The sequence below is a fragment of the Bizionia paragorgiae genome, assembly GCF_900107625.1.
GTDB lineage: Bacteria > Bacteroidota > Bacteroidia > Flavobacteriales > Flavobacteriaceae > Bizionia > Bizionia paragorgiae.
Genome location: NZ_FNQK01000006.1, coordinates 85,040 through 98,986, shown reverse-complemented (window position 1 = coordinate 98,986; position 13,947 = coordinate 85,040). Strand labels below are relative to the sequence as shown.

Sequence of the window (13,947 nt, the reverse complement as noted above, 5' to 3'; positions counted from 1 at the left end):
TTTTTTGTTAAAATATAAAGATTAAAATTTTCTATTTACTCAAGTACATTTTACGTCTTGCATATAAGTTATAGAACTCATCATCTTTTAAATCATCGATAAATAAAATGCTCTCTCCAGTACTTTTCATTTCTGGTCCTAGTTTTTTATTTACATTATGAAACTTATCAAAAGAGAAAACTGGTTGTTTAATTGCATACCCTTTTAACATAGGCTTAAAATCAAAATCAGTTACTTTTTTATCTCCTAACATCACTTTAGTCGCGTAGTTTACATACGGTTCACCGTAAGCTTTCGCAATAAAAGGAACTGTTCTAGAGGCTCTTGGATTAGCTTCAATAATATAAACGACATCATCTTTAATCGCAAATTGAATATTAATTAAACCTACTGTATTTAAGGCTAGAGCAATCTTTTTAGTGTGATCTTTAATTTGTTGCATCACTAAATTCCCTAAGTTAAATGGTGGCAAGGTCGCATTACTATCTCCAGAGTGAATTCCGCAAGGCTCAATGTGCTCCATAATACCAATGATATACACATTCTCCCCATCACAAATGGCATCGGCTTCTGCTTCAATAGCACCATCCAAATAGTGATCTAATAGTAATTTATTTCCTGGAATACTACGTAGTAAATCAACTACGTGTTCTTCTAGTTCCTTTTTATTAATTACAATTTTCATTCCCTGACCTCCTAATACATACGATGGCCTTACTAATATTGGGAAATCTAATGTATCGGAAACAGCTAAGGCTTGCTCTGCAGTTTCAGCAATATCAAATTCAGGATAAGGAATATTATTTTCTTTTAATAATTTAGAAAAACTCCCTCTATCTTCAGCTAAATCTAGTGATTCGTAAGTTGTTCCTATAATTTTAATACCGTAGCGATCTAATTTTTCAGCTAATTTTAAAGCGGTTTGTCCACCTAATTGCACAATAACACCTTCTGGTTTTTCGTGCTTTATAATATCGTAAATATGTTCCCAAAATACGGGCTCGAAGTACAATTTATCGGCAGTATCAAAATCGGTAGACACTGTTTCAGGATTACAGTTAATCATAATGGTTTCGTAACCACATTCTGCAGCAGCTAAAACACCATGTACACAACAGTAATCGAACTCGATACCTTGTCCGATTCTATTAGGTCCTGATCCTAAAACTATAATTTTTTTCTTATCAGAGACCACACTTTCATTATCTGCATAACGCTCACCATTTGCCAATTCTACATCATTCTCGAAAGTAGAATAGTAATACGGTGTTTTCGCTTTAAATTCAGCAGCACAAGTATCTACTAACTTGTACACTCTGTTAATTCCTAATTCTTCACGTTTAGTATACACTTCACTTTCTAAACATCCTAGCATGTGAGCTATTTGTCGATCTCCATATCCTTTTTGCTTTGCTTCAAGCAACAAGTCCTTTTGTAAAGTATCAATTTTAAAGGTAGAAATTTCTTGTTCTAGCTTATAAAGTTCTTCGTATTGCTTTAAGAACCACATATCGATTTTTGTAATCTCATGGATTCGACTTAAAGGAATTCCCATTTGAATGGCATCATAAATAACAAACACACGATCCCAACTGGCATGAGTTAATTTATCTATAATTTGATCGTAATTGGTATAGCCTTTTCCGTCGGCACCTAAACCATTACGTTTAATCTCTAAGGATTGTGTTGCCTTGTGAAGCGCTTCTTGGAACGAACGCCCAATACCCATAACTTCTCCAACAGATTTCATTTGAAGGCCTAAAGTACGGTCTGACCCCTCAAACTTATCAAAATTCCATCGCGGTATTTTTACGATCACATAATCTAATGTCGGCTCGAATAAAGCAGATGTAGATTTTGTAATTTGATTCTGTAATTCATCTAAGTGATAACCAATCGCTAATTTAGCAGCAATTTTAGCAATAGGATAACCTGAAGCTTTACTTGCTAATGCCGATGAACGCGATACACGAGGGTTTATTTCAATGGCAATAATATCTTCATTTTCGTCTGGACTCACTGCAAATTGTACGTTACACCCTCCTGCAAAATCACCTATACTACGCATCATATTAATAGCCATGTCACGCATTCTTTGGAATGTTTTATCACTCAAAGTCATTGCTGGTGCCACAGTAATAGAATCTCCAGTATGGATTCCCATTGGATCCATATTTTCGATAGTACAAATAATAACGACATTATCATTGGCATCACGAAGTAATTCCAATTCATACTCTTTCCAGCCCATTAAAGCTTTATCGATCATCACCTCGTGGATTGGAGAAATTTCTAATCCGCGTGTTAATAACTCGTCAAAATCTTCTTCTTTATACACGATCGAAGCTCCTGCTCCACCTAAAGTAAAAGAGGCTCTAATAACCAAAGGAAAACCAAACTCTTGAGCTATTTCTTTACCCTTTAAGTACGAAGTTGCTGTAGCTTGAGGCGCCATAGGCACACCAATTTTAAGCATTAATTCTCTAAACTTCTCACGGTCTTCGGTAATGTTTATTGCATCAATATCGACTCCAATAATTTCTACTCCAAAATCTTCCCAAATACCTTTTTCATCGGCTTCAATACATAAGTTTAATGCCGTTTGCCCACCCATAGTTGGTAATACAGCATCGATTTGCGGATGTTCTTTTAAAATCTTAACTAAAGATTTTGTTGTTAAAGGTAACAAGTAGACATGATCGGCCATAGACGGATCGGTCATAATTGTTGCTGGATTAGAGTTAATTAAAACGGTTTCAATTCCGTCTTCTCTCAAGGATCTTAAAGCCTGTGTTCCAGAGTAATCGAACTCACATGCTTGACCAATTACTATAGGTCCCGATCCAATAATAAGGATTGATTTTAATTTTGAATTTTTAGGCATTGCGTTGTTTTATTGTGTGGCAAAAATAATAAATATTAGATACAAAAAAAGGCGTTACACCTAAGTAACGCCTTAATATATTAACAATTGTTAATCATTATTTTTTATGTCTAGTTTCAGATGAAACAGATATTTTCTTTCTTCCTTTAGCTCTTCTACGAGCTAATACTTTTCTACCATTAGCAGAAGCCATTCTTTCTCTGAAACCGTGCTTGTTTCTTCTCTTTCTTTTTGATGGCTGAAACGTTCTTTTACTCATTTTATAATATCTTTAAAGTCTGAAATGTAATTTGTTTTATTTGCTTTAGTATTTCTCCAAAACTGACCGCAAATATACAACGACTTTTTAATTTCGCAAACCTTATTTAAAATTATTTTTGAAATGATGTGATTTCTCTTCAATTTAAAATAAAACACAGCTATAATATAGCGACAAGTTATGATTTTTAGTTTTTCTTTAGCTTCATTTTACCATAAAAAATTAGTTTCTTTGCACCCTCAAACATTTTTTTGAAGAAAAAATCATAAAAATTCAACATTCGATACGTAAAACACAGCTAGTATGTATAATAAAAATTTAAAATTAGTCATCGCAGCTTTAATTATTGCTGCAGCCGTTTGGCAATTTACAAAAGGAGGCATTGGAAATGGTATCATGCTTATTCTATTGTCTTTAATCTTTGTATTCTTATATTTTAAAAATGAGTTTATTTTAATGTCCTTTTTAAAACTGAGAAAACAAGATTTTGATGGTGCAAAAAAATGGTTAGATAAAATTAAAACACCAGAAACTGCATTAACGTCTAAACAACAAGGGTACTACAATTACCTTAATGGTATTATGGTATCTCAAACCGATATGAATGCGGCAGAGCGCTACTTTAAAAAAGCTGTGACTTTAGGTTTATCTATGGATCAAGATATGGCAATGGCTAAATTAAATTTAGCAGGTATTGCTTTTTCTAAACGCAGAAAACAAGAAGCTACCTTATTAATTAATGAAGCACAAAAACTAGATAAGCAAGGCATGCTTAAGGATCAAATTAAAATGATGAAAGAGAATATGAAGAAAGCTCAAATGCCAAACCAACATTACGGTGGTGGTCGCCAACAGCGCAGAGCAACTAGACGATAACAACAAAACGCCTTAATACTACATTAAGGCGTTTTTATTTTTGTGTACTCTTTAAGATCTATCAAAATTATCATAATAAGGGCGCCCATAACTTACAAATAGATTCCTTTATCTTTTCTGATTTAGGGCGCTTAATCCAAGCCTCTGGATTCATTACTTGCGCCGACTCTAAATCCTTTAAAAATATAGCTTTAAGCTCTTTACTTACCTTTTTATTATAAACAACAGCATTAATCTCAAAATTGATATTAAAACTGCGATAATCCATATTTGAAGTTCCTATGGTACTAAATACATCATCTACCACTAAGGTTTTAGCATGAATAAATCCTTTTTGATAGCGATACACTTTAATTCCTGCATCGAACAAGCTGTCTAAATAAGCATTTGTTGCGTGCTTTGCTGTCCACGAATCAGATTTATCGGGTATAAGCAGTCTAACATCAATACCGCTCTTAGAGGCCACCTGTAAGGCTGTTATAATTTGTGGATTGGGTATAAAATAGGGTGTTGTTAGGTAAATATAATCGTCTGCGCTAGTAATCGCTGAGAAAATAACTTCCATAATGTTAGCCCAATCCGTATCGGGACCACTCGCTGCGATTTGCACCGCTATTTCATCTTTACACGGTTTATTAGGAAAGAAATCCTCGCTGATATCAACATCACTGTCAGAAACAAAATTCCAGTTTATTAAAAACTGAACTTGTAGTGTTACAATAGCCTCCCCTTCTAAACGTAAATGAGTGTCTCTCCAGTAATCTTCACTTTCTGGGTAATTAACATAGGCATCAGAAATATTAATACCTCCAATATAACCAACGGCGCCATCTATAATTACAATTTTACGATGATTTCTATAATTCATACGTCCTGTGAATTTAGGAAATAGCACAGGCATAAAAGAGTAAAACTCGACACCACTTTCTTTAAGCTTAGTCTTCATTTTACGGGTTATACTGCTCCCCACATCGTCTATACTAAGCCGCACTTTTACGCCGCTTAGCGCTTTTTCACACAAGAGATTTAATACTTTAGAACCTATTTTATCATCTCTAACAATGTAGTATTCTATATGAATGTGATGCTTAGCAGCTTTTAAATCTTCTAATAAACGATCAAATTTAGTTTCACCGTTTAATAGGATATCAACCGTATTACATTTCGTTAGCGGTGCTTTATCACTCTTTTGTAATAGTTTTACAAGTTTTATTTTATCTTCTAAAAAATCATCCTCCAAGGCATCTAATTGGGACTTGGTTTGCTCTAAGCTCGCATTTAGTTTTTTTACAATACTTTGGTTTAAAATATTTTTCCGATTAAATATTTTACTCTTTCTATACTCTTGACCAAAGAGGTAATAAACGAGTAACCCAAAAAAAGGAAAAAACACTAAAACTATAATATAGGATAGTGTTTTTGTAGGATTTATATTTCTAAATAAAAGCGTCGTTACTGCAGAAATAGCCAATAAATAATTAATGACTATTAAGACATACCAAATATTATTTTGAAACAGCTCTAACATTAAGGTTTACTGGTATAATAACCTTCTCTAGGAATATCCAATTGGTATTTTTTTCGAGAATTATTATTTAAACGGTTCTCTCTTAACCATGGATTATGAAGTTTTAATATTTTATAATTAATGCCTAAATCTTTTGAAAACTGAGCAAAATCGGAAACTGCCGTATCCACTTCTATTTTATAAGTTGGCACATAACTGTACAAATCTTTTGGTCTAAAATTAAAACCATAGGTATCAGGGTTGGATAAAATTTCTTTTAGAGCTACGATTCTAAACACGTAACGCCCAGTCTCCTCTCCTAATAACAAATCGTAATACCCCTCTACTTTTTGTTCTTTAAGACGTCTAGACACACCATAATTCCCTGCATTATAAGCCGCCGCAGCTAGAGTCCACGATCCTAAACGTTCTTTAGAGTCCTTTAAATATTTACATGCTACTTCCGTTGCTTTTTCAAGGTGATAACGTTCATCGACATTATCATTTACCTCTAGCCCGTTTTCTTTTGCTGTAGCCGACATAATTTGCCAAAATCCACTAGCACCTGCAGGAGAGCGCGCATTTGTTAATCCGCTTTCAATTACCGCTAAATATTTAAAATCTTCTGGAATGCCGTGTTTTTCAAGTATCGGTTCAATAATTGGGAAATACTTTTTAGCACGTTTAAACATTAATAAACCATTAGATTGCCAGTAGGTATTTACCAACAACTCACGGTCCATGCGCTCTAAAATATCTGGATTATGCAAGGGCACCGGTTCACCAGCAAAATCTAGTTTTTCAGGTACTTGAAGTGCATAAACATTATATTCATTCTTAAATTTTTTCTCCACGAACTCGTCAGTTGGAGCTTCTTGAAATGCATTTATTGACACTGCTCCCACCGCCAATAATCCCACCGCCATTAATCCTTTTTGTATGTATTTCATCTTACTTTGTATTTTTTATAAATTTAAAAAATATTGCGGTATCCTCAAGATATTTAACCTAAAATTAGCTTTGGTAAATTCTCGTTAAACCATTTATATTTATTAATTATCATAATATGTGTACCTCCTTTAATGGTAATACAATCGCCTAAATAATGATGAGGAAAAACAAGGTCTGCATCACCGTGAATATGAATTGCTTCCGGCACGGGCTCCTCTTGATCCCAACACACCATTTGCTCGATAGCCCAGTCTAAATACTTTTTATCGTTAACCGACAAATACTTCTTGTATAACTCCACCCGTTTTGTCACCGTTTCACCAAAGGCAAACTTTGCTAATAAATCAATATTCCCCAACAACTGTGTAGGTAAAATCTTATAAGCCTTTGTCGCCCTTAACACTTTAAATCGCCTAGGCATTTCATTTTTGGTTTTAACACTAGATACGACAAATAATTTACGCACTTTAATATGCTTAATCATTTCTTGAACTAAAACACCTCCAAAAGACACCCCTAACAATACTATATTTTCATGTTTTATATCTTTAATAATTCGCAAAGCATAAGCCTCTAAAGTTTCATTGTCTAATGGAATAATCCAATGTAGCTTATGCAACTCGAATTGTTCCTTTGGTAAAGCTATGTTATCAAATATAGATGGGTTTGCCGCCATACCCGGCATTAAGTAAACATGGATTATTTCTTGATTCATAAGGTTTTAACAATATAGATTTACTATTGATGATAATAATGCTTAAATTTGAAAGATAAATTTATAAAATAGTTGATACTATTTTTGATTCTCTACACAAAAACACATAATTATGATAGATGCTGATGAACTTGTTGATAATGAATTTCAACGTCAATTTGAATTAACCATTGATGGTCATTTTGCAAAAATTGAGTATTCTTTACAAGACCGAAAAATATTCTTAACTAAATTAATTATTCCGGAAGCCATCACTGATGAAGACTTTCTAGATAATTTTTTAAAACTTGTTTTTGAAAATGTAAAAGAGCGCAATTTAAGCATTGTACCCACAAGCCCTGAAATCGCAAAATTTGTAAGACGAAACAGACAATACAAAAGCCTACTCCCGGTAGGACTAAGAATTTAAAAAAAAAGTCAAGCGTAATGCTTGACTTTTTTTATTTATACTAATTCTTTTACAAATTCAAACCTTACCAAGCCATCTTCATCAATATGCGTTAACTCTACACGATGTAAAGTATTTACTAATTCTGGATTCCAAGGCGCTTTGACTTTGACATAATTTTCTGTAAATCCGTGAATATACCCTTCTTTATTTTCACTTTCAAAAAGCACCTCTCTAGTGGTATTTAACTGACTCTCATAAAAAGCGCGACGCAATTTAACACTTAAGCCTCGTAACATTTTACTGCGCTTAGACCGGACGTTTTTAGGAACAACCCCATCCATATCTGCAGCTACCGTATTATCTCTTTCCGAATAGGTAAAAACGTGTAAGTATGAAATATCAAGCGTATTTAAAAAGTTATACGTTTCTAAAAACAACTCATCTGTTTCACCGGGAAAACCGACAATAACATCAACCCCAATACACGCATGAGGCATAACTTCTTTTATTTTATTTACGCGATCTACATACAACTCCCTTAAATAACGGCGACGCATTAATTTTAAAATAGTATTACTTCCACTTTGCAATGGAATATGAAAATGCGGAACAAAAGTTCTACTTTTAGACACAAAGTCTATAGTATCATTTTTTAAAAGATTAGGTTCTATAGAAGAAATACGTAAACGCTCGATACCTTCTACAGTATCTAAAGCTTCTACCAACTCAGAAAAGGTATGTTCGTGTTTTTTATTTCCAAACTCACCCTTACCATAATCTCCAATATTTACACCAGTTAAAACAATTTCTTTAATATTTTTTTCAGAAATCTCTTTCGCATTTTTCAGCACATTCTCTAATTCATCACTTCTAGAGATTCCTCTAGCCAAGGGAATAGTACAGTAAGTACATTTATAATCACAACCGTCTTGAACCTTTAAAAAAGCACGTGTACGATCACCTATAGAGTAACTTCCTACATAAAAATCGGCGTCTTCAATTTCACAAGAATGCACCTCACCAAAATCATTTTTAGACAAATCGTTTAAATAATCGGTGATTTTAAATTTTTCGGTTGCTCCAAGAACAAGATCTACACCGTGTACATCGGCTAATTCTTGTGGTTTTAATTGCGCATAACATCCTACAGCAGCGACAAAAGCATCAGGGTTTTTCTTTTGAGCCTGTTTAACAATAGTCTTAAAACGTTTATCGGCATTCTCTGTAACCGAACATGTATTTATAACATAAATATCTGCCGATTCAGTAAAATCGACACGGTCAAACCCTTCCTCCTTAAAACTCCTCGCTATTGTAGAGGTTTCAGAAAAATTAAGTTTACATCCTAAAGTATAAAAAGCGACTTTTTTTCTAGCGTTCATTCTCGTATTTTTACCAAGGTCCAAATTTACAACTTAATTATAATATGATAAAACCTATAGCCAAGCAATTTCATTCACTAAACAACTGTTTATTAATTAGTTGCTTTGTTTTCTTTTTTTTCTCATGCGGAAATGAAACAGACTCGAAACAAGACCGTTTGGTATTTCGTTATAACGAACATAAAAACATAGGTTCCTTAGACCCTGCCTTCGCTAAAGATAATGCAGATATTTGGGCCGTTAACCAATTATTTAATGGCTTAATACAAATGGACGATAGCCTAAATATTGTCCCTAGTATCGCCTCACATTGGAAGATTTCTCCCGATGCACTCACCTACTCCTTTAAATTAAGAAAGGATGTATTTTACCATAAACACCACCTTTTTGGCACAGATTCCACGCGACAAGTAACTGCTCAAGATGTTAAATACAGTATTTTAAGAATTAGTGATACCAAATTAGCCTCTCCAGGAAGTTGGGTGGTAAAAAACATAAAATCTATTGATGTTATATCCTCAGATTCTTTGCACATTTCCCTAAACACTCCGGACCCCTCGTTTTTAGGTAAACTCACCATGAAGTACTGTTCGGTTGTTCCTCGCGAAATTGTAGAACACTATGGCAATGATTTTCGAGCTAACCCTATAGGAACTGGTCCTTTTAAATTTCAACAATGGATAGAAAATATCAAGTTGGTATTACGTAAAAACGACACCTATTTTGAAAAAGATAATTTAGGAAATTCCTTACCCTATTTGGAAGCCGTAGCTATTTCGTTTTTACCAGATAAACAAAGTGAATTCTTACAGTTTATTCAAGGTAATTTAGATTTTTTAAACTCTCTTGACGCGTCCTACCAAGATGATATTTTAACCTCTAAAGGGGAGTTAAGAGGCAAATACAATCAGTCTATAAACCTTATTCGCGGGCCTTATCTAAACACCGAATACCTAGCGTTTTTCCTAGATTCTGAAAGCTCCGAAATGCAGTCTTCACTTTTAAGACAAGCTGTAAATTACGGGTTCGACAGAAAAAAAATGATGATTTATTTGCGTAATGGCGTTGGTATCCCTGCAAATGGCGGATTTATACCAAAAGGATTACCTGGTTTTAATGATTCTATTGGCTACAGTTATAACCCCAATAAAGCGAAACAATTATTAGAACAATATCGTACCCAAACAGGAAACTCCAATCCAAAAATAACATTAACAACAACGAGTAATTATCTTAATTTCTGTGAATATATTCAACGTGAATTACAAAAAATTGGCTTGGAAGTTAGTGTTGATGTAATGCCACCTGCAACTTTAAAAGACGCTAAAGCGAATGGTAAATTAGATCTATTTAGAGCAAGTTGGGTAGCCGATTATCCTGATGCTCAAAACTACTTATCGTTATTTTACAGTCAGAATTTCGCGCCTAACGGCCCAAATTATACACATTATACAAATCCGATTTTTGATACTTGGTATACCGAATCTTTTAAATTAACAGATAATAAAAAACGTGAAGAACTCTATACTAAAATGGATAGTTTGGTTATGAAAGAGGCTCCAATTGTTCCTTTATATTACGACGAAGTGATTCGTTTTACTCAAAAAGGCATCACCGGTTTAGGAAACAACCCTATTAATTTATTAGAACTTAAGCGGGTGAGAAAGAATTGAAACTATTCAAATTTAAAAGAACTCACGAATTAAAACAACAAACCACATCCCATAAGATGTGGTTTGTTGTTTAATCAAAGACGTTTAGCATCATTTAAGACTAGTCTCTTCTATATTTTTTTGTCTCCTCAAAAACAAACTCCAGAATGGCTTTATCTTGTTCTGAGAACTCAATACCACGTCTCGACATCACCACTTCGGCAACTTCAAAAGCTTTATCTGTTTTATAAGTTGTAAAACCTGCACTACCACCCCAACTATAACTAGGTACAAAGTTTCTAGGAAAACCACTTCCAAAGATATTAGCATTAACCCCAACAACAGTCCCCGTATTAAACATGGTGTTTATACCACACTTACTATGATCTCCCATCATTAAACCACAAAATTGTAGACCCGTTTTTGCAAACCGTTCCGTCTCGTAGTCCCAGAGTTTTACTTCGGCATAGTTATTTTTTAAGTTCGAATTATTAGAATCTGCTCCTATATTACACCATTCTCCCAATACAGAATTCCCTAAAAACCCATCATGACCTTTATTAGAATACCCCATTAATACAGAGTTATTGACTTCACCCCCAACTTTACAATGTGGACCAACAGTAGTCGCACCATAAATTTTAGTTGCTAATTTTAAAGTTGCGTTATCACATAACGCTAAAGGACCACGAACTACAGTCCCTTCCATAATCTCGGCGTTTTTACCTATATAAATCGGACCGGAGCTTGCATTTAATGTCGTAAATTCTAAAGTTGCACCTTCTTCTATAAATATATTTTCTGGAGCAATTACATTATTAGAGCTTGGAATGGGTTCTGACTGCCTGTTGTGAGTTAAGCACTCAAAATCTAATGCAATTGCTTCGGCATTTTTAGAAAAGATATCCCAAGTATGCTCAATCTTTACACAATCATGTGTAAACTCAATAGCTTCATAAGTATCTAAATCCACTTCCTCTTGAGAATCTTTAGTAAAAAAAGCAATCATATCCTCGCCGCTAAAAATGGCTTGATTCTCCTTTAACCCTTTTACTAATTCTATTAATTGAGGTGTCGGACAAAAAGATGCATTAATTAATATATTCTCCTCCAATTCCACCATTGGATATTTATCAGACAAATAGTCTTCGGTAATTGTTGTGGTTGTGGTGCCTAAATAATGTTCCCATTTTTCTCTAATAGTCATAATTCCAACTCTTATCTCTGCCACAGGACGTGTATAAGTAAAAGGAAGTAATTGGTTTCTTGCTGGACCGTCAAAAAGAATATAGTTCATGTTGTCTTGAGTTGATAAGTTAATTCAAAAGTAAATATATTAGGCATAACAAAAAAGCCTTTCAGTAAATGAAAGGCTTTTAAATATAATAAAACTACGGAAATTACTTTTTGAATTTCGCGTATTTGTTTTTGAATTTATCGATACGACCTGCAGTATCTATTAATTTAGATTTACCGGTGTAAAAAGGGTGAGATGTTCTAGAAATCTCCATTTTTATTAATGGGTATTCTGCTCCTTCGAACTCAATTGTTTCGTTTGAAACTGCTGTAGACTTAGTTAAGAACACGTCGTCATTAGACATGTCTTTAAATGCTACTAATCTATAATTTTCTGGATGTATATCTTTTTTCATCTCTAAATGCTTTAATTGTATTCTAATTTCGAGGTGCAAATTTAAGTAAATTTTACATATTACCAACCTTTTCCACAAAAATATTTAAACTTTTTCTGTAACGTTTGCTTATCTTTGAAAACTAACAACTATAATTAACTTCAAAAACACCAAAGATATGGAAAATTCATTAAAATCTAACGCTACCAATTATGGCCTTTATTTAGGAGCTGCTTTAAGTATTGCAACAATTATAGCTTACGCTGTAGACTTATCGCTTTATACGGCCTGGTGGTACGGCATTGGATTAATGTCTTTAGTCATTATAATAGGTATTTTATCTACTGTAAAATCTAAAAGTCTTCAAGATGGTTTTATAACGTTTAAGGAAGCTTTCACTTCTTATTTTATTACCATCGCCCTTGGTTTAGCCATCAGTTCTGTAGTGAGCATTGTTATTTATAATTTTATAGATCCCGAAGCAGCGATTACTATTAAAGACCTTATGTTAGATTCTCAAGTAGAAATGATGAGAAATTTTAACGCCCCAGAAGAATCAATTGCTGAAGTGGTAGCTCAATTTGAAGAGCAAGAGAATATTTTTTCTATTGGAAATGTTATTCAATCTATGGTATTTCAACTTATTGGCTTCAGTGTTATAGGTCTTATTGTTGCTTTAGTAATGAAAAGAAAGCTAGAAAACGCATAATAACCTTATATTTGAAGCATCAAATTTCAAACGCATAGTATGAATATATCAGTAGTCATACCACTACTTAACGAAAAAGAATCTTTAAAAGAGCTATATGATTGGATCGCAAAAGTTATGCAGTCCAATCATTTTTCGTATGAAATCATATTCATTGACGACGGTAGCACCGATGGTTCTTGGCAACAAATAGAGACCCTTTCTAAACACGATCCGAATGTAAAAGGCATACGTTTTTTGAAAAACTTTGGGAAATCTCAAGCCCTCCACGCAGGATTTTCTAAAGCGAAAGGCGAAGTAGTGATTACTATGGATGCCGACCTGCAAGATAATCCCGAAGAAATACCTGAACTCTATAAGATGATTGTTAATGATAACTTCGATTTGGTTTCAGGGTGGAAAAAGAAACGTTACGATAATAAACTCACTAAAAACTTACCGTCTAAACTCTTTAATTGGGCAGCAAGAAAAACCTCTGGCGTAAAACTAAACGATTTTAATTGCGGATTAAAAGCGTACCATAATAACGTTGTAAAGCATATTAATGTTAATGGTGAAATGCACCGTTACATTCCTGTTTTAGCCAAAAACGCAGGCTTTTTAAAGATTGGAGAAAAAGTGGTTCAACATCAAGCGAGAAAATATGGCGAAACGAAATTTGGAATGGATCGTTTTGTAAATGGATTCCTCGATCTCATCACCATTTGGTTTATCTCTCGCTTTGGAAAACGTCCTATGCACCTGTTTGGCGCTTTAGGTGTAATTATGTTTGCTATTGGTTTAAGCTTCGCTTTTTACCTAGGCGTAGACAAGTTGTTTTTTCACCCTTACGGACGATTAATTACCCAAAGACCTCAGTTTTATATTTCCTTAGTAACTATGATTATAGGTTCTCAGTTTTTTGTTGCAGGATTTTTAGGTGAAATTATCCTAAGAAATACTCCCGATAAAAAACGCTACTTAATAAAAAAGGAACTTAATTTTTAAACC

Annotated in this window: 13 protein-coding genes; 5 read left to right on the top strand and 8 right to left on the bottom strand. The window is 33.8% G+C overall.

What is annotated here, in order from left to right; genetic code table 11:
• Positions 1 to 31: 31 nt before the first annotated feature.
• On the bottom strand, positions 32 to 2,884 hold the full coding sequence (carB, locus tag BLV64_RS05680; protein WP_092133230.1) for a carbamoyl-phosphate synthase large subunit: 2,853 nt from the start codon (positions 2,882 to 2,884) through the stop codon (positions 32 to 34).
• 97 nt (positions 2,885 to 2,981) lie between these two features.
• A complete protein-coding gene (gene rpmH, locus BLV64_RS05675) occupies positions 2,982 to 3,143 on the bottom strand; it encodes a 50S ribosomal protein L34 (RefSeq protein ID WP_092133229.1) in 162 nt (53 codons plus the stop codon).
• A gap of 303 nt (positions 3,144 to 3,446) precedes the next feature.
• Here rpmH and BLV64_RS05670 point away from each other — a divergent pair, with 303 nt between their 5' ends.
• Positions 3,447 to 4,019, top strand: a complete 573-nt coding sequence (locus tag BLV64_RS05670; protein ID WP_092133228.1) for a hypothetical protein — start codon at positions 3,447 to 3,449, stop codon at positions 4,017 to 4,019.
• 70 nt (positions 4,020 to 4,089) lie between these two features.
• On the opposite strand, the gene cls is transcribed toward BLV64_RS05670, so the two are convergent.
• From cls to BLV64_RS05655, 3 genes are read right to left on the bottom strand one after another with little or no spacing between them, the layout of a single operon-like run.
• Positions 4,090 to 5,547 (bottom strand): cardiolipin synthase, encoded by a 1,458-nt coding sequence (gene cls / locus BLV64_RS05665; RefSeq protein ID WP_092133227.1) that lies wholly within the window; start codon positions 5,545 to 5,547, stop codon positions 4,090 to 4,092.
• Positions 5,547 to 6,476: a lytic transglycosylase domain-containing protein gene (locus BLV64_RS05660; protein WP_092133226.1), complete on the bottom strand. Its 930-nt coding sequence runs from the start codon at positions 6,474 to 6,476 to the stop codon at positions 5,547 to 5,549. The genes cls and BLV64_RS05660 overlap by 1 nt, the downstream gene beginning before the upstream one ends.
• A 53-nt stretch (positions 6,477 to 6,529) precedes the next feature.
• A complete protein-coding gene (locus tag BLV64_RS05655; RefSeq protein ID WP_092133225.1) occupies positions 6,530 to 7,192 on the bottom strand; it encodes an alpha/beta hydrolase in 663 nt (220 codons plus the stop codon).
• A 112-nt stretch (positions 7,193 to 7,304) separates the two neighbouring features.
• Here BLV64_RS05655 and BLV64_RS05650 point away from each other — a divergent pair, with 112 nt between their 5' ends.
• Entirely contained in the window at positions 7,305 to 7,601 is a 297-nt protein-coding gene (locus BLV64_RS05650) for a GNAT family N-acetyltransferase (protein WP_177165300.1), read from the top strand.
• Between the two features lie 35 nt (positions 7,602 to 7,636).
• On the opposite strand, the gene mtaB is transcribed toward BLV64_RS05650, so the two are convergent.
• Positions 7,637 to 8,965, bottom strand: a complete 1,329-nt coding sequence (mtaB, locus tag BLV64_RS05645; RefSeq protein ID WP_092133224.1) for a tRNA (N(6)-L-threonylcarbamoyladenosine(37)-C(2))-methylthiotransferase MtaB — start codon at positions 8,963 to 8,965, stop codon at positions 7,637 to 7,639.
• Between the two features lie 44 nt (positions 8,966 to 9,009).
• On the opposite strand from mtaB, the gene BLV64_RS05640 reads away from it, so the two are divergent.
• Positions 9,010 to 10,638, top strand: a complete 1,629-nt coding sequence (locus BLV64_RS05640; protein WP_092133223.1) for an ABC transporter substrate-binding protein — start codon at positions 9,010 to 9,012, stop codon at positions 10,636 to 10,638.
• Positions 10,639 to 10,738: 100 nt separating this feature from the next.
• Here the strand turns inward: BLV64_RS05640 and BLV64_RS05635 are convergent, their stop codons facing one another.
• Positions 10,739 to 11,914: a GlmU family protein gene (locus BLV64_RS05635; protein ID WP_092133222.1), complete on the bottom strand. Its 1,176-nt coding sequence runs from the start codon at positions 11,912 to 11,914 to the stop codon at positions 10,739 to 10,741.
• Positions 11,915 to 12,017: 103 nt separating this feature from the next.
• A complete protein-coding gene (locus BLV64_RS05630) occupies positions 12,018 to 12,269 on the bottom strand; it encodes a type B 50S ribosomal protein L31 (RefSeq protein ID WP_092133221.1) in 252 nt (83 codons plus the stop codon).
• 157 nt (positions 12,270 to 12,426) lie between these two features.
• Here BLV64_RS05630 and BLV64_RS05625 point away from each other — a divergent pair, with 157 nt between their 5' ends.
• Positions 12,427 to 12,957 carry a DUF4199 domain-containing protein gene (locus BLV64_RS05625; protein ID WP_092133220.1) on the top strand — a complete coding sequence of 177 codons (531 nt, stop codon included), beginning with the start codon at positions 12,427 to 12,429 and terminating at the stop codon, positions 12,955 to 12,957.
• Positions 12,958 to 12,996: 39 nt separating this feature from the next.
• On the top strand, positions 12,997 to 13,944 hold the full coding sequence (locus BLV64_RS05620) for a glycosyltransferase family 2 protein (RefSeq protein ID WP_092133219.1): 948 nt from the start codon (positions 12,997 to 12,999) through the stop codon (positions 13,942 to 13,944).
• Positions 13,945 to 13,947 lie beyond the last annotated feature (3 nt).

Excerpts from the sequence above, each read along its gene's own strand:
- carB (WP_092133230.1), bottom strand. The coding sequence starts at position 2,884 with ATGCCTAAAAATTCAAAATTAAAATCAATCCTTATTATTGGATCGGGA.
- rpmH (WP_092133229.1), bottom strand. The coding sequence starts at position 3,143 with ATGAGTAAAAGAACGTTTCAGCCATCAAAAAGAAAGAGAAGAAACAAG.
- BLV64_RS05670 (WP_092133228.1), top strand. The coding sequence starts at position 3,447 with ATGTATAATAAAAATTTAAAATTAGTCATCGCAGCTTTAATTATTGCT.
- cls (WP_092133227.1), bottom strand. The coding sequence starts at position 5,547 with ATGTTAGAGCTGTTTCAAAATAATATTTGGTATGTCTTAATAGTCATT.
- BLV64_RS05660 (WP_092133226.1), bottom strand. The coding sequence starts at position 6,476 with ATGAAATACATACAAAAAGGATTAATGGCGGTGGGATTATTGGCGGTG.
- BLV64_RS05655 (WP_092133225.1), bottom strand. The coding sequence starts at position 7,192 with ATGAATCAAGAAATAATCCATGTTTACTTAATGCCGGGTATGGCGGCA.
- BLV64_RS05650 (WP_177165300.1), top strand. The coding sequence starts at position 7,305 with ATGATAGATGCTGATGAACTTGTTGATAATGAATTTCAACGTCAATTT.
- mtaB (WP_092133224.1), bottom strand. The coding sequence starts at position 8,965 with ATGAACGCTAGAAAAAAAGTCGCTTTTTATACTTTAGGATGTAAACTT.
- BLV64_RS05640 (WP_092133223.1), top strand. The coding sequence starts at position 9,010 with ATGATAAAACCTATAGCCAAGCAATTTCATTCACTAAACAACTGTTTA.
- BLV64_RS05635 (WP_092133222.1), bottom strand. The coding sequence starts at position 11,914 with ATGAACTATATTCTTTTTGACGGTCCAGCAAGAAACCAATTACTTCCT.
- BLV64_RS05630 (WP_092133221.1), bottom strand. The coding sequence starts at position 12,269 with ATGAAAAAAGATATACATCCAGAAAATTATAGATTAGTAGCATTTAAA.
- BLV64_RS05625 (WP_092133220.1), top strand. The coding sequence starts at position 12,427 with ATGGAAAATTCATTAAAATCTAACGCTACCAATTATGGCCTTTATTTA.
- BLV64_RS05620 (WP_092133219.1), top strand. The coding sequence starts at position 12,997 with ATGAATATATCAGTAGTCATACCACTACTTAACGAAAAAGAATCTTTA.